22 protein-coding genes are annotated in these 22,926 nt (G+C 58.9%); 14 read left to right on the plus strand and 8 right to left on the minus strand.

Features of this window, described 5'->3' with window-relative positions:
• Positions 1–51 precede the first annotated feature (51 nt).
• Positions 52–462 (minus strand): nuclear transport factor 2 family protein, encoded by a 411-nt coding sequence (locus ACR0J4_RS17105; RefSeq protein ID WP_170550672.1) that lies wholly within the window; start codon positions 460–462, stop codon positions 52–54.
• Between the two features lie 388 nt (positions 463–850).
• Between ACR0J4_RS17105 and ACR0J4_RS17110 the strand changes: the two genes are divergently transcribed.
• From ACR0J4_RS17110 to ACR0J4_RS17155, 10 genes are all read left to right on the plus strand, one after another.
• Entirely contained in the window at positions 851–2,794 is a 1,944-nt protein-coding gene (locus tag ACR0J4_RS17110; RefSeq protein ID WP_170643494.1) for an AMP-binding protein, read from the plus strand.
• A 79-nt stretch (positions 2,795–2,873) separates the two neighbouring features.
• Complete coding sequence (locus ACR0J4_RS17115; protein ID WP_170380262.1) at positions 2,874–3,692, plus strand: ABC transporter ATP-binding protein; 819 nt, start codon at positions 2,874–2,876, stop codon at positions 3,690–3,692.
• Positions 3,693–3,721: 29 nt separating this feature from the next.
• Positions 3,722–4,708, plus strand: coding sequence for a branched-chain amino acid ABC transporter permease (locus ACR0J4_RS17120; protein ID WP_170462900.1), 987 nt, complete (start codon positions 3,722–3,724; stop codon positions 4,706–4,708).
• Positions 4,709–4,710: 2 nt separating this feature from the next.
• The gene (locus ACR0J4_RS17125; RefSeq protein WP_170380264.1) at positions 4,711–4,968 is read left to right on the plus strand and encodes a hypothetical protein; all 258 of its coding nucleotides are present in this window, start codon (positions 4,711–4,713) and stop codon (positions 4,966–4,968) included.
• A gap of 3 nt (positions 4,969–4,971) precedes the next feature.
• Positions 4,972–6,048, plus strand: coding sequence for a branched-chain amino acid ABC transporter permease (locus ACR0J4_RS17130; RefSeq protein ID WP_170380265.1), 1,077 nt, complete (start codon positions 4,972–4,974; stop codon positions 6,046–6,048).
• Between the two features lie 75 nt (positions 6,049–6,123).
• The gene (locus ACR0J4_RS17135; protein WP_170380266.1) at positions 6,124–7,407 is read left to right on the plus strand and encodes an ABC transporter substrate-binding protein; all 1,284 of its coding nucleotides are present in this window, start codon (positions 6,124–6,126) and stop codon (positions 7,405–7,407) included.
• Positions 7,408–7,479: 72 nt separating this feature from the next.
• Entirely contained in the window at positions 7,480–8,313 is an 834-nt protein-coding gene (locus tag ACR0J4_RS17140) for an ABC transporter ATP-binding protein (RefSeq protein WP_170470807.1), read from the plus strand.
• 19 nt (positions 8,314–8,332) lie between these two features.
• The gene (locus ACR0J4_RS17145; protein ID WP_170643495.1) at positions 8,333–9,550 is read left to right on the plus strand and encodes an acyl-CoA synthetase family protein; all 1,218 of its coding nucleotides are present in this window, start codon (positions 8,333–8,335) and stop codon (positions 9,548–9,550) included.
• Positions 9,551–9,665: 115 nt separating this feature from the next.
• Positions 9,666–11,330: an ABC transporter permease gene (locus tag ACR0J4_RS17150; RefSeq protein WP_170643459.1), complete on the plus strand. Its 1,665-nt coding sequence runs from the start codon at positions 9,666–9,668 to the stop codon at positions 11,328–11,330.
• Between the two features lie 73 nt (positions 11,331–11,403).
• Entirely contained in the window at positions 11,404–11,754 is a 351-nt protein-coding gene (locus ACR0J4_RS17155) for a DUF2794 domain-containing protein (RefSeq protein ID WP_170380289.1), read from the plus strand.
• Here the strand turns inward: ACR0J4_RS17155 and ACR0J4_RS17160 are convergent.
• From ACR0J4_RS17160 to ACR0J4_RS17170, 3 genes are all read right to left on the minus strand, one after another.
• Positions 11,751–12,488, minus strand: a complete 738-nt coding sequence (locus tag ACR0J4_RS17160) for an NlpC/P60 family protein (protein WP_170643460.1) — start codon at positions 12,486–12,488, stop codon at positions 11,751–11,753. The two genes, ACR0J4_RS17155 and ACR0J4_RS17160, sit on opposite strands and share 4 nt — an antisense overlap.
• Entirely contained in the window at positions 12,485–13,867 is a 1,383-nt protein-coding gene (locus ACR0J4_RS17165; RefSeq protein ID WP_170643461.1) for a M17 family metallopeptidase, read from the minus strand. The genes ACR0J4_RS17160 and ACR0J4_RS17165 overlap by 4 nt, the downstream gene beginning before the upstream one ends.
• Before the next feature lie 64 nt (positions 13,868–13,931).
• Positions 13,932–14,321: a hypothetical protein gene (locus tag ACR0J4_RS17170; protein ID WP_170550657.1), complete on the minus strand. Its 390-nt coding sequence runs from the start codon at positions 14,319–14,321 to the stop codon at positions 13,932–13,934.
• Between the two features lie 144 nt (positions 14,322–14,465).
• Between ACR0J4_RS17170 and ACR0J4_RS17175 the strand changes: the two genes are divergently transcribed.
• Complete coding sequence (locus tag ACR0J4_RS17175) at positions 14,466–15,116, plus strand: carbonic anhydrase (protein WP_170470818.1); 651 nt, start codon at positions 14,466–14,468, stop codon at positions 15,114–15,116.
• Positions 15,117–15,200: 84 nt separating this feature from the next.
• Positions 15,201–15,737: an SRPBCC family protein gene (locus ACR0J4_RS17180; protein ID WP_170643462.1), complete on the plus strand. Its 537-nt coding sequence runs from the start codon at positions 15,201–15,203 to the stop codon at positions 15,735–15,737.
• A 21-nt stretch (positions 15,738–15,758) separates the two neighbouring features.
• On the opposite strand, the gene ACR0J4_RS17185 is transcribed toward ACR0J4_RS17180, so the two are convergent.
• The 4 genes from ACR0J4_RS17185 to ACR0J4_RS17200 all read right to left on the minus strand — a co-directional run bounded on the left by ACR0J4_RS17185 (position 15,759) and on the right by ACR0J4_RS17200 (position 21,101).
• Complete coding sequence (locus ACR0J4_RS17185; RefSeq protein ID WP_170643463.1) at positions 15,759–17,591, minus strand: amidohydrolase; 1,833 nt, start codon at positions 17,589–17,591, stop codon at positions 15,759–15,761.
• A 158-nt stretch (positions 17,592–17,749) separates the two neighbouring features.
• Positions 17,750–18,772 carry an aspartate-semialdehyde dehydrogenase gene (locus ACR0J4_RS17190; protein WP_170380274.1) on the minus strand — a complete coding sequence of 341 codons (1,023 nt, stop codon included), beginning with the start codon at positions 18,770–18,772 and terminating at the stop codon, positions 17,750–17,752.
• Positions 18,773–18,875: 103 nt separating this feature from the next.
• On the minus strand, positions 18,876–19,907 hold the full coding sequence (locus ACR0J4_RS17195; protein WP_170643464.1) for a glycosyltransferase family 4 protein: 1,032 nt from the start codon (positions 19,905–19,907) through the stop codon (positions 18,876–18,878).
• Positions 19,908–19,928: 21 nt separating this feature from the next.
• A complete protein-coding gene (locus ACR0J4_RS17200; protein ID WP_170643496.1) occupies positions 19,929–21,101 on the minus strand; it encodes an MFS transporter in 1,173 nt (390 codons plus the stop codon).
• 141 nt (positions 21,102–21,242) lie between these two features.
• Here ACR0J4_RS17200 and ACR0J4_RS17205 point away from each other — a divergent pair, with 141 nt between their 5' ends.
• On the plus strand, positions 21,243–22,385 hold the full coding sequence (locus tag ACR0J4_RS17205; RefSeq protein ID WP_170643465.1) for a DUF3095 domain-containing protein: 1,143 nt from the start codon (positions 21,243–21,245) through the stop codon (positions 22,383–22,385).
• 99 nt (positions 22,386–22,484) lie between these two features.
• A complete protein-coding gene (gene hpaR, locus ACR0J4_RS17210; RefSeq protein ID WP_170550645.1) occupies positions 22,485–22,919 on the plus strand; it encodes a homoprotocatechuate degradation operon regulator HpaR in 435 nt (144 codons plus the stop codon).
• Positions 22,920–22,926: the final 7 nt, after the last annotated feature.

Raw genomic sequence — 22,926 nt, forward strand, 5'->3', positions numbered from 1 at the left:
ATAGAAAAGAAACCCAGCGGGATTTTCCGCAGGGTTTCCTATCTTCGAATGTTAAGCCCAGCCAAGCTGTTTCAAGGAATGCGCATCGTTCCAGATTTTCGTCATATGCCGAATTTTGTCGCCATCGAATTCAATCGCGTAAACGTAGTCGGCCGCGATTGTTTTGCCGGTGGCCGGAACCGGACCATCTACTGAATGGGTTCCGTGGAAAACAGCAAATGCATTCACGATTCCACGTTCATCGTCAGTCGAGAAAGATTTTAGCTCATAGTGCCCATCTGGAATCGGACTTAGCAGCCCCTTCATCCAGTCGGCGTAGCCTTCTAGTGTCGTCACATCGACCAGAGCATCGGCTTGCGCTGAAAATGTGGCCCCGTCGTGACAGAAGTCCTTACAGCCGTCCCAGCCTTTGCCGGTTTCGCATGCCTCAAAGAACTCTCGTGCAGTTTTTTGAATGGACATTGGTTTCCCCCTTAAACAACGGCCAACTAAATTGGCCACTCAGTCACCCAACACCAATCAGAGTACGCTGAAACGTGTGTATCTCAAAATGGCCCAGGATAAACCTGCAAGGCCGCGCTGGAGTGACGTATGCTCAAATGTGTGCAGATATTCGATTGCGCTGAACTTTAGAGCGCATGTTCGATCGTGCGAAACGAGTCCGTCTGACCCTGTTACAATTCGTAAGAATTGAGAAAACATCAGGCAAAACTTGACGCTGATCGTGACTGTGCTCCTAATCGGGGCATTGGCGTTCGGGCACCATCCCGGACCCGCCGTTTCCGACCCGGGGAGGGGTCGGGTGGGGAGGAGAAAGAGATTGGCTCAGACGCAGTTGGGCGCCGAAGGGATGACGTCTCTTCCGGCGCTGCTACATCGCAATGCGACAGAGTTCGGGGATGCCCCGGCTTATCGGGAAAAGGAATTTGGGATCTGGCAATGCTGGACCTGGGCGGAAGCCGCTAAGGAAATCCGCGCCATCGCGCTTGGGTTCCTGGAGTTGGGCGTTGAGAAGGGCGACCACATCGCCGTCATCGGCCGCAACCGTCCGGCGCATTACTGGTCGATGGTGGCCGCACAGATGGTGGGCGCGGTTCCGGTGCCTCTGTATCAGGACTCGGTCGCCGAAGAGATGGCCTATGTACTTGAGCATTGCGGCGCGAAATTTGTCGTCTGCGGTGATCAGGAACAGGTCGACAAGGTCATCGAGATTCAGGAAAACCTGCATCAGGTCAAACACATACTTTATACCGACAAGCGCGGGATGCGGAAGTATGACCACTCTCAGATGAACGCGCTTGAAGACATCACGGCCGAAGGCAGCGCTGGGCACGCGCGGTTCGATACCGAGCTGGACAAGCGCATCGCGGCGATCACTTATGACGATACTTGCGTGATGCTCTACACCTCCGGCACGACGGGCAAGCCCAAGGGTGTTGTGCTGTCAAACCGGAATGTCATTGAAAGCGCCAAGAACTCGGCCGAGTTCGATCATCTGACGCGGAACGAAGACATTCTGTCTTACCTGCCGATGGCCTGGGTGGGTGATTTCATCTTCTCGATCGGTCAGGCCTATTGGTGCGGCTTCTGCGTGAACTGCCCCGAAAGCGCCGACACGATGATGACGGACCTGCGCGAGATCGGACCGACCTATTTCTTTGCCCCTCCGCGTGTTTTTGAAACGCAGCTGACCAATGTGATGATCAGGATGGAGGATGCGGGTAAGCTGAAGCGCAATATGTTCCACCACTTCATGGCCCATGCCAAGAAGGTCGGGGGGCTGCTGCTGGACGGCAAGCCGGTGGGCTTTGGCGACAAGCTGAGATATGCGCTGGGCAATATGCTGGTTTATGGCCCGCTGAAGGATACGCTTGGATACGGACGGTTCCGCGTAGGCTATACCGCGGGTGAAGCTATCGGGCCGGAAATCTTTGATTTCTATCGCTCTTTGGGCATCAACCTCAAACAGCTTTATGGTCAGACCGAAGCGACCGTCTTTATCACGCAACAGCCGGATGGCGAGGTGCGCGCGGATACGGTCGGCGTTCCGGCCCCTGCGGTCGAGTTGAAAATCGACGATACGGGCGAGATCCACTACCGCTCACCCGGTGTGTTTGTCGAATATTACAACAACCCGGACTCGACGGCCTCGACCAAGGATGCTGAGGGTTGGGTTGCGACTGGGGATGCCGGTTTCATCGAGGAAAGCTCGGGCCATTTGAGGATCATCGACCGCGCTAAGGATGTGGGTAAAATGGCTGACGGGTCGATGTTCGCGCCGAAATATGTCGAGAACAAACTGAAATTCTATCCCGATATTCTAGAGGTTGTGCTGTTTGGGAACGGCAAGGATCGCTGCGTGGCCTTCATCAATATCGACCTGACGGCGGTCGGAAACTGGGCTGAGCGTAACAACGTGGCTTATGCGTCATACCAGGAACTGGCGGGCCATCCGCGTGTGTTAGAGACGATCAAATCCCACGTGGAAGAGGTGAACAAGTCGGTCGCAGCGGATGAGATGCTGTCGGGTTGTCAGGTGCATCGCTTTGTGGTTCTGCACAAGGAACTGGACGCCGATGATGGCGAGATGACCCGGACCCGCAAGGTGCGGCGCGGTTTTGTCGAGGACAAGTTCCACGATATTATTGCCGCGCTTTATGACGGATCCTCGAGCGTTTCGACGACAACCGAAGTGACCTATGAGGATGGGCGCAAAGGGTCGATTTCCGCAACGCTAGAGATCGTTGATGCGCCGGTTGTGTCGGTCGCGCAGCACAAGGTTGCGGCGGAATGATGGGCCGTTCGAGCGCCGCTCGACCTGCGGTCATCGCCCCGCCCGCCGTCCCGTTTTCGCGTAAGTCTGGGAGAGGCTGATGCTGGATAATTCCGAAGGATATGTCACCGAAGACGGCCGCAAGATCGGCGGCGTGGTGATGGAGATGAAAAACATCACCCTGCGATTTGGCGGCGTGGTGGCGATCAAGGATATCTCGTTTGATATTCGCGAGGGCGAAATCCGCGCCATTATCGGGCCGAACGGGGCTGGCAAGTCCTCGATGCTGAATGTGATCTCGGGGTTCTATGTCCCACAGGAGGGGGAGGTTTGGTTCCACGGCTCCAAGCGTCCTCCGATGCGGCCGTTTGAGGTAGCGCAGCAGGGGATTGCGCGGACTTTCCAGAACATCGCCCTGTTCGAAGGCATGAGCGTTCTGGACAACGTCATGACTGGGCGTCTGAGCTTTATGAAGACCAATATCCTTCAACAGGCTTGGTGGAAGGGGAAGGCCGAAGCGGAAGAGACCGAGAATCGTGAGGCGGTTGAGAGGATCATCGACTTCCTCGAGATCCAGCACATCCGTAAGACGCCGGTGTCGCGCTTGCCTTACGGGTTGAAAAAGCGGGTGGAACTGGCGCGCGCTTTGGCGGCGGAGCCGAAGCTGCTGCTGCTGGATGAACCCATGGCGGGCATGAACGTCGAAGAGAAAGAGGACATGAGCCGCTTCATCCTCGACGTGAATGACGAATTTGGTACCACCATTGCTCTGATCGAGCACGACATGGGCGTGGTGATGGACCTGAGCGACCGGGTCGTCGTGATGGATTACGGCAAGAAAATTGGCGACGGCACGCCCGACGAGGTGCGCAACAACCAAGAGGTCATCGACGCCTATCTGGGGGTCAGCCATGACTGACTTCGGGGTAGTAAATTGGGGAGGCGCCTATGCCTGAACAACTCGTATTTGCGATGGAGGTCATCCTCAACGGTCTGATGGCCGGGGTGCTTTACGCGCTGGTCGCCCTGGGCTTTGTACTGATCTACAAAGCGTCGGGGATTTTCAATTATGCCCAAGGGGTTATGGCGCTTTTTGCGGCGATGACACTGGTAGGGATCATGAAGGGGCAAGTGCCTTTTGCCCACCTGATCAATGCAATTTTCGGGACTCATATCCATTACTTTGGCTGGAACGTGCCTGCGCTCTTGGCGATCCTTTTGACCATGGCGGTGATGGTATTGCTGGCCTGGGCGGTGCAGCGCTTCGTCATGCGCCATCTAGTCGGACAAGAGCCGATCATTCTGTTCATGGCCACCATTGGTCTGGCATACTTCCTTGAGGGCGTGGCCGACCTGATGTGGGGGTCTGAGATCAAGACGCTTGACGTAGGTCTGCCGCAAGGCATCAACCTGTGGATTGATGAAACGACCTACAACATCTTCGACTACGGCTTCTTCATCGACAATCTGGACATCGTGGCGACGATCATCGCGGCGCTTCTGGTGGCAGCTCTGGTCGCATTCAGCCAGTACACCAAACAGGGCCGGGCGATGCGCGCTGTTGCAGATGACCATCAGGCAGCGCTGTCAGTTGGCATCTCATTGAACTTCATCTGGGTCATGGTCTGGTCGGTGGCCGGGTTCGTGGCTCTGGTCGCGGGGATCATGTGGGGCACCAAATCAGGCGTGCAGTTCTCGCTATCGCTGATCGCGCTCAAGGCGCTGCCGGTATTGATGCTGGGCGGCTTCACCTCGATCCCCGGAGCCATCGTCGGCGGGCTGATCATCGGCGTGGGCGAGAAGCTGTTCGAATTCGCCTTAGGACCTGCGCTGGGCGGCGCGACTGAGAACTGGTTTGCCTACGTGCTGGCGCTGATCTTCCTCGTGTTCCGACCTCAGGGCCTGTTCGGCGAGAAGATCATCGAGAGGGTTTAGCGATGACCAAGCTGATCGCCATCATCAACGTCATCGCATGGGCCGGGTTCTGGGCGTTTGGGTATATAGCCCTGACCTCGGACGATCTTTCCGAAGGCCAGCTGACCATCGCGGCAATCCTGGCTTTTGCGGGTCTGATCATGGGCGTTCTGGCCTATTTGAAACTGGTCCGCGCGTCTGAGGCGAGCGGATACGCCAAGGGCTCAAACCAATTGGACGCCGCGGCCCGGAACCGGGCGCAGGAAGAATGGGGAAAGTAAGACATGTTCTATCGTGAGGCCGGGGATTTCAAAACCTCGTACATTGCTGACAGCCAGACTTTCCCGATCAAGTTTGACCGGTACCGCTACTATGTCGTGCTGGCGGTGGCGTTCGGGATCATTCCCTTCATCATCAACGACTATTGGGCCAACGCGCTGCTGCTGCCCTTTCTGATCTATGCCATCGCGGCGATCGGGCTGAACATCCTTGTTGGTTATTGCGGGCAGGTCTCGCTGGGCACCGGGGGGTTCATGGCTGTGGGTGCCTATGCCTGCTACAAGCTGATGACCGCTTTCCCGGATGTCAGCATGTTCATCCACGTGATCCTAGCAGGAGGCATCACGGCCTTTGTGGGCGTGTTGTTCGGCCTGCCGAGCCTTCGGATCAAGGGGTTCTATCTGGCGGTGGCGACGCTGGCGGCGCAGTTCTTTCTGGTGTGGCTGTTCAACCGAGTGCCGTGGTTCTACAACTACTCGGCCTCCGGACAGATCAACGCGCCGGAACGGGATGTGTTTGGTATCATCATCACCGGCCCGAATGCTCCGGCATGGGCGACATATCTGTTCTGCCTGATCTTTCTGACCGTCTGCGCCATCCTCGCGCGCAACCTGACGCGGGGCACCACGGGCCGGACCTGGATGGCGATCCGCGACATGGATATCGCTGCCGAGATCATCGGCGTGAACCCCCTCAAGGCCAAATTGACCGCCTTTGCCGTCAGCTCGTTCTTTGTGGGCATCGCGGGGGCGCTGTTCTTTGCGGTCTATCTGGGCGCGGTCGAAGTCGGTGAGGTCTTTGGCATTCAGAAATCATTCCTCGTGCTGTTCATGGTCATTATCGGCGGATTAGGGTCTATTTTCGGGTCCTTTGCGGGGGCTGCTTTCCTTGTGCTGTTGCCAGTCGTGCTGAAGCTGATCGGCGTAGACCTGCTGGGTTGGCCCACGGACATCGTGGCGCACCTGAACCTCGTGATCGTAGGCGGTCTGATCATCATGTTCCTGATCCTCGAACCGCACGGGCTGGCGCAGCTGTGGCGTGTCGCCAAGGAGAAACTCAGACTCTGGCCGTTCCCGCACTAAGGACAGGCCCAATCAAAAAAGACGGGTGCAAACGCCCGAAACCACCATCGGATCAATCAAGGGAGGAGACACCCGATGAACAAGAAACTGGCAACCCTGGCGCTGGGCGCCGTGATGGCCGCAGGTCCGGTCATGGCCGACCTTGTGTTCCCGTCGCTCAGCTACCGGACGGGCCCCTACGCGGCAGGCGGTATTCCGTTTGCCGACGGTTACGCCGACTATTTCACCCTGCTGAATGAACGCGATGGCGGCATCGGGGGTGTTCCAGCCAAGGTTATCGAATGCGAAACCGGCTATAACACTGAAAAAGGTGTGGAATGCTATGAATCGACCAAGGGCGAAGGCGCGTTGGTCTATCAACCGCTCTCCACCGGAATTACCTATCAGCTGATCCCGAAAGTGACGGCAGATGGCATTCCCCTGCACACGATGGGATATGGCCGGACCTCGGCTGCGAATGGCGAGGTGTTCAGCCACGTGTTCAACTATCCGGCCAACTACTGGAACGGAGCTTCGGGCGCGATCAACTATCTGCTGGATGAAAACGGCGGAGACTTGAGCGGCAAGAAAATCGCGCTGGTGTACCACAACTCTGCCTACGGCAAAGAGCCGATCCGCACTCTGGAAACGCTGGCCGAAAAGCACGGCTATGAGCTGTCTCTGCTGCCCGTCGACCACCCAGGTCAGGAGCAGAAGTCGCAGTGGCTGCAAATCCGCCGCGAAAAGCCCGATTTTGTGATCATGTGGGGCTGGGGCGTCATGAACCAAGTTGCGGTTCAGGAAGCGGCCAACATTCGCTTCCCGATGGAGAACTTCATTGGCGTCTGGTGGTCAGGTGCTGAATTCGATGTCGAACCTGCAGGTGAAAAGGCCACCGGCTACAAGGCCCTGACCTTCACGGGCCTAGGTATGGACTATCCGGTCTATGACGATCTGCAGAAATACGTCGTCGATGCCGGTAAAGCCGCAGGCGCAGGGGATCAGCTGGGCACGGTTCAGTATAACCGCGGTCTCTATGCTGCGATGTTGGCGGCTGAGGCGGTAAAGACTGCGCAGGAGATGCACGGCACGGCCGAGATCGACGCGTCGATGATGCGCGATGGCATGGAAGCGTTGGAAATCACCAATGCCAAGATGGAAGGTCTGGGCATGGTCGGTTTCGGGCCTGAATTCTCGGTTTCCTGTGAAAACCATGGCGGCCCCGGCCTTGTGGGCGTGGTCCAGTGGGATGCAGCAGCCGGAACCTGGAACCCGGTTCAGGACTTCAAACCGACAGATGCCGAGGTCATCAATGCTCTGATCGCAGAAGACTCGGCGGCTTATGCGGCTGAAAACAATATCGAAACGCGCTGCAACTAAAGCGCTCTGAACCAAGCGGGGCGGCGGTTTGCTGCCGCCCTGACCCGAACACGCGAACGAGGATAGGCGCTGATGCTGGATGCGGCCCAAACCACGGATGTGCAGGCGGAAACCCTGCTTGAGGTCAACAATATCGAGGTGATCTACAATCACGTGATCCTCGTGCTGAAGGGCGTCAGCCTGACGGTTCCCAAAGGCGGCATCACGGCGCTGCTTGGGGGGAATGGTGCGGGCAAGACCACGACGCTCAAGGCGGTGTCGAACCTGCTGCATTCCGAACGGGGTGAGGTCACCAAGGGCTCGATCAAGTATCGCGGCCAAAGCGTTCATGAAAGCGACCCGGCGGATCTGGTGGAAAAAGGCGTCATTCAGGTGATGGAGGGTCGCCATTGTTTCGAGCACCTTACGGTCGAGGAAAACCTGCTGACCGGGGCCTATACCCGCAAGGACGGCAATGCCGCGATCCAGAGCGATCTGGAGCTGGTTTACAATTACTTCCCGCGCCTGAAAGAGCGCCGCAAAAGTCAGGCGGGCTATACCTCGGGCGGGGAACAGCAGATGGTCGCGATGGGCCGCGCGCTGATGTCACGACCCGAGACGATCCTGCTGGACGAACCCTCGATGGGGCTTGCCCCGCAGCTGGTCGAAGAGATTTTCGGCATCGTAAAAGACCTGAACGAGAAAGAGGGCGTCTCGTTCCTGTTGGCCGAACAGAACACCAATGTTGCGCTCAGGTTTGCCCATTATGGCTACATTCTGGAATCCGGCCGCGTGGTGATGGACGGCCCTGCTGCCGAACTTCGCGAGAACCCGGATGTGAAGGAATTCTATCTCGGCATGTCAGATGAAGGCCGCAAAAGCTTTCGCGATGTGCGCTCGTACCGCCGCCGCAAGCGGTGGTTGTGATCTGATGGAGGATATGGCGATGACCTATTTCGACGCACTCGAAACGCGCTCGGCGGATCAGCGCGCCTCAGATCAGGCTGTGGCGCTGCAGGCGCAACTGGAGCGGGCGCGGTCTGCACCTGGGTTTATGGCGCATTTCGCTGAAACAGACACTAATACGGTGAAAACGGCCGAAGACCTGCCCTTGCTACCGGTGTTGCGCAAGTCGGACCTGACCCGCGCGCAAGGGGAGCGCTCGCCCTTTGGGGGTTTTACAGTCAAACCCGCGCGGCACTTTCACCATGTGTTCCAATCCCCCGGCCCGATCTATGAGCCGGGCCGCACCGACCACGATTGGTGGCGCATGGGCCGCTTCCTGAACGCCGCCGGTGTTGGCGCGGGCGACATCGTTCAGAATTGCTTTGGCTATCACCTGACGCCTGCGGGCATGATCTTTGAAAACGGCGCTCGCGCGGTTGGCGCGGCTGTTCTGCCTGCCGGGACCGGCCAGACCGAGCTGCAGGTGACCGCCGCCCGCGACGTTGGATGCACGGCCTATGCGGGCACGCCGGACTATCTGAAGGTCATTCTGGACAAGGCCGATGCCATGGGCGTTGCGCTGAGTTTCTCCAAGGCCGCTGTTGGTGGGGGCGCGCTGTTCCCCTCGTTGCGGCAGGAGTATGCGGATCGCGGCATTGCCTGTCTGCAATGTTATGCCACGGCCGATCTGGGCAATATCGCCTATGAAAGCGCGGCGATGGAGGGGATGATTCTGGACGAACACGTCATCGTCGAAATCGTCACCCCTGGCACCGGCACTCCGGTTGCGCCCGGTGAGGTTGGCGAGGTCGTGGTGACCTCACTCAACCCGGATTACCCACTGATCCGGTTTGCGACGGGCGATCTGTCGGCCATCATGCCGGGTCAGTCGCCGTGCGGTCGTACGAACGCTCGGATCATGGGTTGGATGGGGCGCGCCGATCAGACCACCAAAATCAAGGGCATGTTCGTCCGGCCCGAGCAGGTGGCCGCGCTGGTCGACAAACATGCCGAGATCGTCAAAGCCCGCGTGATCGCAGCCCGTCAGGGTGAGATGGACACGATGACCGTCCAGATCGAAAGCGCGGGTGGCGATGACACGGCTTATGCGAAATCCGTGGCTGAGGTGCTGAAGCTGAAAGGCGCAATCGAGGTTGTGGCCCCCGGGTCCCTGCCTAAGGATGGTCTGGTGATTGAGGATCAGCGCGTCTATGACTGAGATCTGCGGCGTTTGATGCCGCAGATTTGTTGCAAGATTTGTTGTTCTGGGCACTGGCGTTTCCTAGCGTTTTAGTCGAGAAAGAGGACGCCCTCGCCACCTACAAGCCCGGAAAATGGCCCAGATCGAATATTCTGAAAATGGATCACGAAACCGCGGTGTGCGTGGCACGCGGCTTTTGGCGGGTATTGCCTATGTCGTGGCGGCGGCCTGTCTGTTGCCAATGGTCGCGGTGGTTCTGGCGGCGCTGACCGGTGGCACGGAAACCATCTCGCATCTCGCAGAAACCGTGCTGCCCCGCTACACGATGACCACCGCCATATTGGTGGTTCTGGTGGCCGTGGGCACGTTCAGCATCGGGACCGGAGCCGCTTGGCTGGTGACGATGACGCGGTTCCCCGGGGTGCGCCTGTTGGAGATCGCGCTGGTCCTGCCATTGGCCTTCCCGGCCTACGTTCTGGCCTATGCCTACACGTTCATATTGGACCATCCCGGTATCGTGCAGGCCACGCTGCGCGATGTGACGGGCTGGGGGCCGCGCGACTACTGGTTCCCCGAAATCCGCTCGACCGAGGGCGCGGCGGTGATGCTGACGCTGGTGCTTTACCCCTACGTCTACCTGTTGGCGCGGGCGGCGTTCCTGCAGCAAAGCGCCACCGCGTTTCTGGCGGCACGGGCGTTGGGAAACAGCCCCTGGCTGGCGTTTCGGCGGGTCTCGCTGCCGATGGCGCGTCCTGCCATTGCCGGAGGCGTTCTTCTGGCGATCATGGAGACTATCGCCGATTTCGGAACCGTCTCGTATTTCGGTGTCCAGACCTTCGCCACGGGCATTTATACCAGTTGGTTTTCGCTGGGTGATCGCGCCGGGGCTGCGCAACTGGCCTTTTGCTTGCTGACCTTCGCGCTTGTATTGGCTGTGGCTGAACGCACGCGGCGCGGCAAGGCCAAGTATTATCAGGCGGGCAAGCAACATGCGGCTCTGCCCGCAGCGCAACTGACTGGATGGCGCGCGATTGGGGCTTTTGCCCTCTGCGCCATTCCCGTGTTTTTTGGGTTCCTGCTGCCGGTGGTTGTTCTGTTCGAGATGGGGTTGAAGTCTGAGCAGAACCTACTGTCGCCTCGCTACCTCGGCTTCATTCAGAATTCGCTTATCCTCGCCGGGACGGCTGCTGTCATTACCGTTATTGCGGCCGTCAGCGTTGGGTTCTTTCAGCGCTTGAGACCGGGGCGGCCCTCGACCATCGCGGGCTATATCGCGCGGCTAGGCTATGCGGTGCCGGGCGGGGTGATCGCCGTTGGTCTGCTGGTGCCTTTTGCCAGCTTTGACAATTCGTTGGACGCGTGGATGCGCGCGACGTTTGATGTATCGACGGGCCTGCTGGTGACCGGGTCCATCTGGCTGCTGGTGGCGGCATATATGGTGCGGTTCCTTGCGGCAGCCCTAAGTGCCTATGAAGGCGGGCAGAGTACGGTTCACGCCAATATGGACGCCGCAGCCCGGTCCTTGGGGCAAACGCCTCTGGGCACGCTAAGGCGGGTGCATTTGCCGATCCTGACGCCCTCATTGTTGACGGCCCTGTTGATCGTCTTTGTCGACGTGATGAAGGAATTGCCCGCAACGCTGATCATGCGCCCTTTCAACTTTGACACGTTGGCAGTGCAGGCCTACCGGCTGGCCTCGGACGAGCGGCTCGAGGGGGCGGCGGTACCATCCTTGGTCATTCTGGCCGTTGGGTTACTGCCTGTGATCTTGATATGTCGACAAGTCGGACGGCGGTAACACCCGTTGACGAATTGTGGCCCGCTTGCGCATCGGGCTTGATTCAGCCGCGTTTTCCGGCAAGGCTTGGGGTATGAACATGCAGCCTCCCAGCCGGTTCCCAACAAACTCGGCCCAGATGCCCGTCGCGTTCGACCGGCGCGAGATGTCCCATATCCTGTCCGTCTATGGTAAGATGGTCGCCGCCGGAGAATGGCGCGACTACGGAATTTCCAACCTGCGCGACATGGCGATTTTTTCGATCTTCCGACGGACCGCCGAGCATCCGATCTACCGGATCGAGAAGCACCCCCGTCTGCGCCAAAAGCAGGGGATGTATTCCGTTGTGGGGATGGACGGACGGATTCTGAAACGCGGCCATGACCTGCGCACGGTCTTGCGGGTATTGGAGCGCAAGCTGATCCGCTCAGTTTCCCCGGATTAGAGCCTTTTATGGGCCGTCACAGGCCCGTCGCCTTGCGCCTGAATGCGCGTGATGGCGTGATCCAAGGATTCATACGCGACTGCCATATGATGCGCGTTGGCATGCAACAGCATATTCGGCCCGGAAACCCATGCGACATGGCCTTTCCAAAACAACAGATCGCCGCGTTTGGCCTCTGATCCTTCGGGCAGAGTGATACCAAGGGCCTTTTCCTGATCGCCGCTGTCGCCGGGACACGCCATACCGCAGGCCAGCAACCCCACCTGAACCAGCCCAGAACAGTCGATCCCGAACCGACTGTTGCCGCCCCACAGATAGGGTGTGCCTAGAAACAACTCGGCCACAGCGACAGGATCACGGTTCAATTCGGCAATCGGGGCCGTGTGGGTTTTTGGGATGAATCCCAGCTCAGTTTCAACAAATCTGTCCGCTTGGGAGAGGGCGTGTACGAAACTTCCGAAGCTTAGCGAGGTCAGATCGCGGGTTTTCATATCCGCCTGTTCATAGGCATGTGTGGCAGGTGCAACAATCCTATGGGTCGTGGTCTGTTGCGGCCCCAATTGGGCCGAGCGAACCCATCCGACATAGCCATCCTTGTCAGCCTTGACACGACTCCACCCGTTTTTCTGCTCTGCAAGCTGTACTGTGTCTCCGAACAGCAACTGACGATCGCGCGGGCCATCAGGGCTACGCAGCAGGTCAACGACCGGGTCCAAGACGCGTAGGTGGGTCATAGGCCCAAAATCTCGGGCAGTGCGGTCAGTAGGGCGCGTGGGCCTTGCCCCAGACCTCCCTTGCTGCGACCCGGTTGCTTGCTGGGCTGCCAGGAATAGATGTCAAAATGCATGTAATTGCTGTCTTCAACAAATCGGCGCAGGAACAGGGCTGCGGTGATCGACCCCGCGAACCCGCCCGAGGGCGCGTTGTCCAGATCGGCAATGCCAGGTTCGATCATAGTCTCATAGGGTGTGTGGAAGGGCATGCGCCAGACTGGATCAGCGGCTTGGGCGGCAGCTTTGCTCAGCGCCCCGGCGGCGCAGTCGTCATCGGTGTAGAACGGCGCCAGATCGGGCCCAACGGCCACGCGCGCTGCGCCGGTAAGAGTAGCCATCGAGATCACGAGAGCCGGTTTCCCCTCATCCGCCAACGCCAGCGCATCGGCCAGAACCAAGCGCCCCTCGGCATCGGTGTTGTTGATCTCGACAGTCAAACCCTTGCGAGAGGTCAGGATATCGCCGGGGCGGAAGGCGTTGCCTGCGACCGCATTCTCGACCGCCGGGATCAGCACCCGCAGCTGTAGCGGCAGGTTCAACGCCATGATCATCCGGGCCAGACCCAGCACATTGGCGGCCCCGCCCATATCCTTTTTCATCAGCCCCATCGACGCGCCCGGTTTCAGGTTCAGCCCGCCGGTATCGAAACACACACCCTTGCCGACGAGCGTCAGCATCGGCCCGGTCGCGCCCCAATTCATCTCGATCAGGCGAGGGGCCTGATCTGCGGCTCGCCCAACCGTATGGATCAACGGGAAATTCTGTTCCAGCAACGCGTCGCCGGTGATCGTTTTGCACGTGGCTCCGAATTCGTCCGCCAACGCCTCGGCTGCCGCTTGCAGTTGATCCGGCCCCATATCGGAGGCTGGCGTGTTGACCAGATCGCGGGTCAGCGCCTCGGCATTTGCCAGTACCTCTAACCGCGCGGCATCAACCCCCTCAGGAGCTACCAGACACGCCTTGGCGGCGGATTGAGGCGCATAGCGATCAAAGGCGTAGCCGGTCAGCAACCAGCCCAGACACTCCATCTCCAGATGTTCCGCCGGGACGCCGGCCGCGATGTGGTAGCTGCCTTCGGGCAGCGCATCCGCCGCAGCGGCCAGAGGGAACCGCTTGCGGGCGCGCTTGCCCTCGGTCCCGTATCCGGCCAGCGCAAACCCAGCACCGCCGTCCGTGCTTGGCACCGTCAGGACCTGACCCAACGCGCCTTTGAACCCGTTCGCGGCAACCCAATTCCGGATGTGATCGGACTGACCGGCCAGCCAATCGTCCAGATCAGGTTGCGCCACCACATGCAGGGGCACAGAGTTGTCAGAGGGTTGGGCAAAGCTGAGGGTCATAGGCGTCTCGGGCTGAGTGAATTTGCGACCAGACTATCCGCCTGCGGCCTGCCCGCAACCCCCGTCACACCGAAAGGTCCTGCTGATCCCAGATCGCAGTCAGAGAGCGCTCTCCAACCCGGATCAACCGCCCCAGCGTTGCACCTGCTGCAACCGCATCGCCCGCATCTACGGCGCCGGTGACATCGTTCGCAACCCGCGCCAGCGCCGTCATTCCGATTTGATCGGCGATTGCCACCAGCGATTTGGCGCATTTGCGCAAGGCCTCCCAATCGCGCTGCCGCCAGTGCCGTTCGCAATTCGACAAGCGCACGGCCAGCTCCTCGACCGTGCGGCACAGCACGTCCAACGCGTTCTTGTCGCCCAATTGCCGGTACAGCCCGCTGAGGCGATCCGGATCCAGTCGCACGGTTTCCTTGTGTTCAAGCCTGAGTATGTTTTCCACCACATTCACCCTAGTTTAATCGCCCCCACGGCGTGGCATTGATCCTTGCTGTCAATTCCTTTGCAAAACCTTGCGATGAATTTGGATAATGGCTCGAATTTTTCTTGAATTCGGTTTACAGCAGCCTACGCAACGAAAGACGGGAATGCCGAAATGGATTTAGCCAAACCTTTGCCGACCTATCTGGTGAAACGGTATCACGGCTGGAAAGCGACGACCTATTCCGAAAATCAGGTCTGGTATCGGCGTTTGGCGGATGAGGGGCAGCGCCCACGTGCGATGGTGATTTGCTGTTGCGACAGCCGGGTTCATGTGACCGCGATCTTCGGTGCCGATCAGGGCGAGTTCTTCATTCACCGCAACATTGCCAACCTGGTGCCGCCTTACGCTCCGGATGGGGATCACCACGGGACCAGTGCAGCCATCGAATATGCGGTGACCGCGTTGAAAGTGGCGCATCTGATCGTGCTTGGTCATTCGCAATGCGGTGGGGTGCAGGGCTGTATCGACATGTGCAAGGGTGAAGCTCCGCAGCTGGAAGCAAAAGAAAGCTTTGTTGGCCGTTGGATGGATATCCTCAAGCCCAAGTATGAACAGGTCGCGGATATCGAGGATGGCGTCGAGCAGGCCCGCCAGTTTGAACGTCAGGCCGTCGTTGCCTCGCTGGAAAACCTGATGACCTTCCCGTTTGTGTCTGAGGCGGTCAAGACCGACACGCTCAGCCTGCACGGGCTTTGGACAGATATCGGCGCGGGCGGGTTGGAGTGTTTCGATCCCTATCAGAAAAAGTTCGTTCCGGTCTAACACCCTAGCATCGCGGTAAGCGGCGGTTCCGTCCAATTTTCTATGATATGCTCCGGACAAGGGAATTACCCTTTGGAGCATATTATGAAATTGATTAAACGCGTTTTTCTTGGCCTGATCGTTCTTGTACTGGCACTGGTCGGCATTGCGTACCTGCTGCCCTCAAAAGCTGATGTATCCCGCAGTATCACCATCAACGCCGCGCCTGAGGTGATTTTTCCCTATGTGAACTCGATGCAGCAGACCGAGCATTGGTCACCCTGGTTGCACCGGGACCCCGAGACCAAGCTGACCTATTCCGGGCCAGAGTCGGGGGTTGGGAATATTTTGAACTGGAGCTCTGACGACCCGCAGGTCGGCACCGGATCGCAAGAGATCGTGGCGAGCGTCGAAAACCAAAGCGTCCAGACCGCGCTTGATTTCGGACCGATGGGAACAGCCACAGCCGCATTCCTCCTGCAGCCCGATGGGGATCAGACGCAGGTTACATGGGGCTTCGAATCCGAGTTGGGCATGAATCCTATGTCTCGTTGGATGGGGGTAATGATGGACCGCTGGCTAGGCCCTGACTATGAGCGTGGTCTGATGAACCTCAAGGTTTTGGTGGAAGGGCAGGGATAGCCCTATCCTCGGAAACGCCCTTTAATTGCGTTTTGGCTCCGTCGCCAGCCAAGGCTGTTCGACCTTCATCCCCTGATAAATCGCGTGCAGGAAGGTATGTGCCACAACCGGATCGCTAGAAAAGGGTGAGACGTCCAGCTTTCCTTCTCGGATGCCTTTTTCAGCCTCGTAGACAACTGTATCGTTCTTAACGGTCACCAGAACCTGAAGCTCGGCCAGGGTTTCCGGGTCCACCACCGTCGGATCGTCCGAAAGGATGACGAAGTCGGCGACCTTCCCAACTTCGATCGAGCCCTTCTGATCCTCTTCGAAATGCTGCCATGCGGGCCAAATTGTCATGGCCTTGAGCGCGGTCATGACATCGACACGTTGATGCGGTCCAAGGATGTCGCCTGACCGGGTGCGCCGCGTCACTGTCGCGGCCAGAACACGCATGCTGTCGGGCAAAGCGACCGGCGCATCGTGATGCGTTCCGAACATCATTTCACGCTCTCGTATCCATCCGGTTGGCGAGATGTTCTCACCGTTGATCGGGCCGACGGTATGGTCGCGATGCCAGTCTCCCCAGTAGAACGTGTGCATAGGAAAGACCGACGGGAATACACCCAAGCGCTTGAAACTGGCGACCTGATCCTCGCGCAGAAACTGGCCATGGATCAGAACCGGGCGGTTTCCGGGGTCGCCGTATTTCATTTGGGCTTCTTCCAGAGCGGCGATCAGCATATCCGATGCGCCTTCGCCATTCGAATGCACCAGGATCTGAATGCCGTTCTCATAGCACCAGTTCACTGCGCCCTGAAGCTGATCCATCGTGATCGCGGAATAGCCGGCATAGCCTGCAGGGTAAGAGCCGACCGGGTCGTAGTAGGGACGGTCGCGCAGTGCCGTGAACCCCTGGGGCGAGCCATCAATAGTTAGCTTGCAGCCGCCGACGCGGACCCTGTTCGTGTAATCCTCTGAGACATTGCTGCCAATGTAGTCCTGCGCCTCTAGAACGTCGGGAAAGGCAACCACGTCAATGGGCAGTTCTCCATTGGCTCCAACCTTTTTCAGCACCTCGACGATCTCACCGGACGATCGGCCCTCTTGCCCCGTGGTGTATCCGAACCGCGCCCAAAGCGCGCTGCCGGCGCGGGCAAATTCAGCCAGACCGTCTTCGCCCAGATCGCCAAGAAGAGGCACTAACAAGGCAAAAAACGCGTATTCTTCTAATACGCCGTTGGGTTCTCCGTTTTCATCCCGCTGGACAACGCCGCCGGGCGGTGCCTCGGATTCGGCCGTGATGCCCGCCAGTTCCAGCGCCTTTGAGTTGCCCACACCCAAATGTCCGGATTGGTGGATGATCACGACCGGTGTGGTGGTGGAAACGGCGTCCAGATCCTGGCGCGTGGGATGCCGCAATTCGGCCAGTTGCGCATTGTCATACCCAAAGCCAATGATCATGTTCGCGTTTTCCACGGCGTCGGAATTTGCCTCGGCCCAAGCTGTCAGAGTGGCCTGAAGGCTGGCGATGTCTGTCACCTCTCCGTCCGGAGGTGCCAGCATGTTGGCCGACAAGGCTTGCAGCCCGCCCATCACAACGTGCCCGTGGCTGTCGACAAATCCAGGCAGCATGGCGCGCCCTGCCAGATCAAATGCTGTGGTCCCATCGCCTTGATGCGCGGCCATATCGGCAAGCGATCCAACCGCCAGAATGCGGCCATCCCGGACCGCGACCGCCTCGGCCGAGGGCTGGTCATCATTGATCGTTAGAATGGGACCGCCGGAATAGATCGTATCGGCGATCTCCTGTGATTTCGCGGACAGCGGAGAAAGAGCGGTGAGTATTATGAAAGGAACAGAGAAAATGCGCATCGTGAAACCCTTTGGGTGGTTTTCTTAAGGCTATGGGCACAACTTAGCACGGATTGCTGTGTCTGTCCTTCGTCTTGAGCGGGACCATTTCGAAACACGCAAAGAAAAAAGGCCGCTTCTGACGAAACGGCCCCTTGCGAACAATATCAGGTCAGGGATTAGCCCTTTTTCAGAACCTCACGGCCCAGAAGCTCGGCGATCTGGACCGCGTTCAGGGCGGCACCCTTGCGCAGGTTGTCCGAGACGCACCACAGGTTAATACCGTTCTCAACGGTCGAGTCCTGACGGATGCGGCTGATGAAGGTCGCGAAATCGCCAACGCATTCAGTGGGCGAGACGTAGCCGCCGGCCTCACGCTTGTCGATCACCATGATGCCCGGTGCTTCGCGCAGGATATCGCGGGCTTCGTCTTCGTCCAGGAATTCCTCGAACTCGATGTTCACAGCCTCGGAGTGGCCAACGAACACAGGCACGCGGACGCAGGTGGCCGTGACCTTGATCGACGGATCGACGATCTTCTTGGTCTCGACAACCATCTTCCACTCTTCCTTGGTCGAACCGTCTTCCATGAAGACGTCGATCTGAGGGATGACGTTGAAGGCGATCTGCTTCTGGAACTTCTTGGGCTCAACCTCGTTGATCGGGTTGTAGACGGCTTTGGTCTGTTCCCAGAGCTCGTCCATACCCTCTTTGCCAGCACCGGAGACCGACTGGTAGGTCGAGACGACAACGCGTTTGATCTTGGCGCGGTCATGCAGCGGCTTCAACGCGACGACCATTTGCGCGGTCGAGCAGTTGGGGTTGGCGATGATGTTCTTGTTCTTGTAGTCGTGGATCGCCTGCGGGTTGCACTCGGGCACGATCAGCGGGATCTCGGGGTCGTAGCGATAGAGCGACGAATTGTCGATCACCACGCAGCCCGCCGCAGCGGCCTTGGGCGCATAATCCTTGGTCGCGGCAGAGCCGACGGCGAACAGGGCCATATCCCAGCCGGTGAAATCAAAGGTGTCCAGGTCTTTGGTCGTGAGTGTCTTGTCGCCAAATGTCACCTCAGTACCCAGCGAACGACGGCTTGCCAGCACGGCAATTTCGTCCACGGGGAACTGGCGTTCCGCCAGGATGTTCAGCATTTCGCGGCCCACATTACCTGTGGCGCCGACGACGACGACGCGATAGCCCATTTCATGTCTCCAAAGTTAAGGACGCGCGTTCATAGCCGCGTTGCCGTCGGGACAAAAGAGCTTTCGCAATGTATTTTAACGAATGACGCCGATTTGAGGCGCTTCACGCGCTCAGCAGGCGCTTGTAGAGGGCCACGAGGGTCTGTGCCTCGCCGTTGATGTCGAAATTCTGCTCGACATGGGTGCGGGCGGCCTGTCCGGCCTGAGACAGGGAATCACGATTTTCCAACATTTCCGCCGCCGCATCGGCCAGTGCCGGGATGTCACCCGGGGTCACCACCCGGCCCAGAGACGGGTCGCTCACGATCTCGGAAAACGCGCCGACATCGGTTGCGACAACGGGCACACCGCAGGCCATCGCCTCAAGCGGGGTGAGGCCGAAACCCTCCCACCGTTGGGGGGCGATGAACAGGTCCAGTACCTGATACCATTCGGCAATCTGATCGACCGTCACCTCGGGCATGAAGAGGATACGGTCCGACAGGCCCGCCTTGGCGACCTTGTCTTTCAGTTCGACCAGAAAGGCCGTGTGTTTTTCAGTCGCGCGGCCCATGACGATGCCCGAGACGTCCTTAGATCGCGCGCAGAGATCAATCATGGCGTCGACAAAAGCATCCGTGCCTTTTTGATGGCGGATGCGGCCGTAGCAGCCCAGCAGCAGGCCATCTGGTAGCCCAAGCCGCGCACAGAGGGCGGCTTTGTCCTGAGGTGGTGTAAAATCGTCCAGGTTGATACCATGCATGATCACCTGCGCGTCTCGGTCCAGATAGCCCGCGGTCTTGCGCGAGGTCGCAACAATCGCATCCATCTTGTCGATCAGCCATTTGGTATAGCCCGTATGCGCTCGTTGAGAGGCACTGGTGAACAGCAGTTTCAGCTTCAACCGGAACACGTTACGCAGGATCAGGCCCAGCAGCATCTCGGTATTGCGGCGCGCATGCCAGACCCGCAGCGTGCGACGGGACAGGAAGGGCAGGCGGCCCAGCGGGATATGCGGAATGTCGGCGGGCAGCCCCGGCCCGGTGGCGGCGATGTCGATGTGTTGCGCCTGCAAAGGGACCAGTCGCGCAATCGTTGCCGTCACGCCCGAAAGCCTGCGTTTGAGATTGGGGGCAATGACGACGGGGTCTTTCACCGGGCTCTCCTGATCGTTGCGTCAGTCGACGCTATCCCGGCTGAATAGATAGATCACGCATCCAATGGCAAGGGTCACCGCAAAAAAGCCGAATATCGCCGTGTACGGAGCCGTGGGGCTGACGTCGGAAAAAGCGGCGTGAATCTGCCCGGTGGCAAATTGCGCAAGCCCTACGCCGCCGATGCCGAAAAGGTTCAACAAGGTCACGCCGCGCCCAGTCAGATGCGGCGGGATGAAGGCTCGGCCATGGGCCATGATGACTGGAAAGCTCGCGCCCAGAAACCCGATCAGCGACAACATCACGACCGACACCCAGACAGCGCTATCGACCCACAGGCACAAAAGACCAAGCGCGACCGCGCAGAGGACATTGCCGCCGACAATCACCCATTTGCGGGTGCCCAAAAGGCGGTCCAACGGGCCGTAGACAAAAGTCCCCGCGATCATCGCGGTTCCCATTACCAGCGTGGCCGTGCCGATCTGCGTGGTGGTCAGGCTGAACACATCGTTCAGGTATGGCCCCGCCCAAAGCCCGCGCAGTGCAGCCGCCGGAGCGTAAGAGACCAGCATCAAGGGCAGGATGAGCCACAAGGCAGGCTCTTTCAGCAAGTCCAGCAAAGATCCTTTGTGGTCGGTCTCGACCTTTTTCGGATCACGCACGCTGAACCAGATGCCCAAGGCGATGGCGGCGGACAGAACCGCCAACCCAACCATCGTGGCGCGCCAGCCCATCAATTCGACCGCAAGCGCCGTTGGGTAGGACGCAACCAGATTGCCAACCGACCCGACGCCCAGCATCAGCGCCGCCAGCGTAGCAAACCGAGCCGGAGGATACTCGCGTGCAAAGATGAAGTACGAGGCCATCAGAACCGGTGAACAGCCAATGCCGATCAGAGCCATCGCAATGCTGACATGCAGCGGGCTGCTGGCGGCGGCAAAAACAAGCGCCCCTCCAGCCCCGCCTATCAGCAGCAGGACGGATGCGCTGAGCCGTGGTCCAATACGATCCAGCGCCCAGCCCACCGGCAGCTGCATCGCTGCAAAGACCAGAAACCAAAGGCCCGAAGCAAAGGCCAGATCCTCGGGCGAGGCACCGATATCACGCGCCAGATCAAGGCTGAGAACGGCAAGGAACGCGCGAAAAAACTGGCTCAGGACATAAGCCAGACATAGTACAACCAAACCTGCCTGCATGAACGGCCCTTTCCTGCGCATTTCCACCGCCCTGATTGGCACGCCGTGGCAAAACGCACAAGCACGTGTACTATGTTGCAAGGGGAGGACAGCGAACACATTCGGGCTAGCTTAACCCCCAATTGGAACAAAGGGGGGACGATGAAAGACCTCCATTCAGATTTTTACGAGTCCCTGCCGCTTTGGCGCGATTTTACCCTTCTGTCGGACCCGGCGCAGTTTGCCTCGGTTCCGGACGATTGGGTTGTGGGTGTTGCCGACATTGTGGATTCAACCGCGCAGATCGCCCAGGGACGGTATAAAACCGTCAACATGGTCGGTGCTGCGGTGATCTCAGCCATGATCAACGCTTTGGAAAACAAACCTTTTCCTTATGTCTTTGGTGGCGATGGGGCAGGCTTCGCCGTGCCACCCAGTGCGGCGGATATCGCGGCTGGAGCGTTGGCAACCCTGCGGCGCTGGGCCGAAGAGGAGTTTGAGATGCCGTTGCGCGCGGCCCTCGTTCCGGTGGCCGAGTTGCGCAAGGCTGGAAAAGACCTGAGGGTGGCGCGCTATGCCCCATCCACCGGGGTGGACTACGCCATGTTCTCGGGCGGAGGCCTGGCCTGGGCCGAGGCGCAGATGAAATCCGGGCACTATTCGGTCGAGCCCGCCGCGCCCAGCGCGCAGCCAAACCTGACCGGCCTGTCCTGCCGCTGGTCCAACAGTCCTGCGCAGCATGGTCAGATCGTTTCGGTCGTGGTGCAGCCGACGGTTCAGGCGACCGAGCGGGATTTTGCGGATCTGGCGCAATCTGTTGTCACCATGGCCGCCGAACTGGATCGTTCGGGGCATCCGGTTCCGGAAAACGGACCTCCGATGACATGGCCGCCGCCGGACGTAGGTTTGGATGCGCATGTCTCGCGCGCAGGGAGCAATCTGTTTGCGCAAAAACTGAAGCTGCTCGGGCAGAACCTGTTGATCGCCCTTTTGTTTATGACGGGCAAGCGGCTTGGGCAGTTCGAACCCGGTCACTATCGGCGGATGGTCAGCCAAAACGCAGATTACCGCAAATTTGACGATGGCCTGAAAATGACGCTGGACTGCGACCCTGCCACGTTGGACCGCCTCCAGCGTATGCTGGATGAAGCCCGCGGTCGCGGCAAAATCCGCTACGGCCTGCACGTACAGGATGAGGCGATGATGACCTGCTTCGTCCCCTCAGCCATGCGGGACGATCATGTTCATTTCGTGGATGGGGCTTCGGGTGGATATGCAAAAGCCGCCGAGGCGATGCGGGTGTAGCTTGCCACTAGCAGCTTTAAACTGATATTTATCAGTGCCTTATAGACCTTTCCTCTCAGGACGGCTTGAGACCTTCCGCTTTTTCGGCGATGATTCAGCATGTCCGATCAACTCCCCTTGGTGTCGCGATCCCTTCCCATCGCGTTGTTGCGCGCCCGTGAACGGGTGATGGGTCCTATTCGCAAACTGCTGATTGATGCCGGGGTGACCGAGCAGCAGTGGCGCGTGCTGCGCCTTCTGAAAGAAGAAGGTGCAAGTGAGCCCACGGATATCTCGGAACGGGCCTGCCTGTTGTTGCCAAGCCTGACGCGCATCCTGCAAAAACTGGAAGACAAGGGCCTTATCAAGCGCCGCTGTCACCCCAAAGATCGACGACGTCAGATCGTCGAGATCACCGCGAAGGGCGAACAGATCATTCAGGACAACCTGACGGGGATTGTTCAACAGGCCGATCGCATGCGCGCGCATCTTGGTCCCGAAAAGCATGAAACGCTTCTTGATATCCTCAACGAGCTGAAAGAGTTCGAAGAGTAACCCTCTG

The sequence above is a fragment of the Ruegeria sp. B10 genome, from assembly GCF_056539825.1.

Excerpts from the sequence above, each read along its gene's own strand:
- ACR0J4_RS17120 (WP_170462900.1), top strand. The coding sequence starts at position 3,722 with ATGCCTGAACAACTCGTATTTGCGATGGAGGTCATCCTCAACGGTCTG.
- ACR0J4_RS17175 (WP_170470818.1), top strand. The coding sequence starts at position 14,466 with ATGGATTTAGCCAAACCTTTGCCGACCTATCTGGTGAAACGGTATCAC.
- ACR0J4_RS17180 (WP_170643462.1), top strand. The coding sequence starts at position 15,201 with ATGAAATTGATTAAACGCGTTTTTCTTGGCCTGATCGTTCTTGTACTG.
- ACR0J4_RS17105 (WP_170550672.1), bottom strand. The coding sequence starts at position 462 with ATGTCCATTCAAAAAACTGCACGAGAGTTCTTTGAGGCATGCGAAACC.
- ACR0J4_RS17155 (WP_170380289.1), top strand. The coding sequence starts at position 11,404 with ATGAACATGCAGCCTCCCAGCCGGTTCCCAACAAACTCGGCCCAGATG.
- ACR0J4_RS17150 (WP_170643459.1), top strand. The coding sequence starts at position 9,666 with ATGGCCCAGATCGAATATTCTGAAAATGGATCACGAAACCGCGGTGTG.
- ACR0J4_RS17145 (WP_170643495.1), top strand. The coding sequence starts at position 8,333 with ATGACCTATTTCGACGCACTCGAAACGCGCTCGGCGGATCAGCGCGCC.
- ACR0J4_RS17185 (WP_170643463.1), bottom strand. The coding sequence starts at position 17,591 with ATGCGCATTTTCTCTGTTCCTTTCATAATACTCACCGCTCTTTCTCCG.
- ACR0J4_RS17160 (WP_170643460.1), bottom strand. The coding sequence starts at position 12,488 with ATGACCCACCTACGCGTCTTGGACCCGGTCGTTGACCTGCTGCGTAGC.
- ACR0J4_RS17115 (WP_170380262.1), top strand. The coding sequence starts at position 2,874 with ATGCTGGATAATTCCGAAGGATATGTCACCGAAGACGGCCGCAAGATC.
- ACR0J4_RS17205 (WP_170643465.1), top strand. The coding sequence starts at position 21,243 with ATGAAAGACCTCCATTCAGATTTTTACGAGTCCCTGCCGCTTTGGCGC.
- ACR0J4_RS17140 (WP_170470807.1), top strand. The coding sequence starts at position 7,480 with ATGCTGGATGCGGCCCAAACCACGGATGTGCAGGCGGAAACCCTGCTT.
- hpaR (WP_170550645.1), top strand. The coding sequence starts at position 22,485 with ATGTCCGATCAACTCCCCTTGGTGTCGCGATCCCTTCCCATCGCGTTG.
- ACR0J4_RS17200 (WP_170643496.1), bottom strand. The coding sequence starts at position 21,101 with ATGCAGGCAGGTTTGGTTGTACTATGTCTGGCTTATGTCCTGAGCCAG.
- ACR0J4_RS17125 (WP_170380264.1), top strand. The coding sequence starts at position 4,711 with ATGACCAAGCTGATCGCCATCATCAACGTCATCGCATGGGCCGGGTTC.
- ACR0J4_RS17110 (WP_170643494.1), top strand. The coding sequence starts at position 851 with ATGACGTCTCTTCCGGCGCTGCTACATCGCAATGCGACAGAGTTCGGG.
- ACR0J4_RS17135 (WP_170380266.1), top strand. The coding sequence starts at position 6,124 with ATGAACAAGAAACTGGCAACCCTGGCGCTGGGCGCCGTGATGGCCGCA.
- ACR0J4_RS17190 (WP_170380274.1), bottom strand. The coding sequence starts at position 18,772 with ATGGGCTATCGCGTCGTCGTCGTCGGCGCCACAGGTAATGTGGGCCGC.
- ACR0J4_RS17165 (WP_170643461.1), bottom strand. The coding sequence starts at position 13,867 with ATGACCCTCAGCTTTGCCCAACCCTCTGACAACTCTGTGCCCCTGCAT.
- ACR0J4_RS17130 (WP_170380265.1), top strand. The coding sequence starts at position 4,972 with ATGTTCTATCGTGAGGCCGGGGATTTCAAAACCTCGTACATTGCTGAC.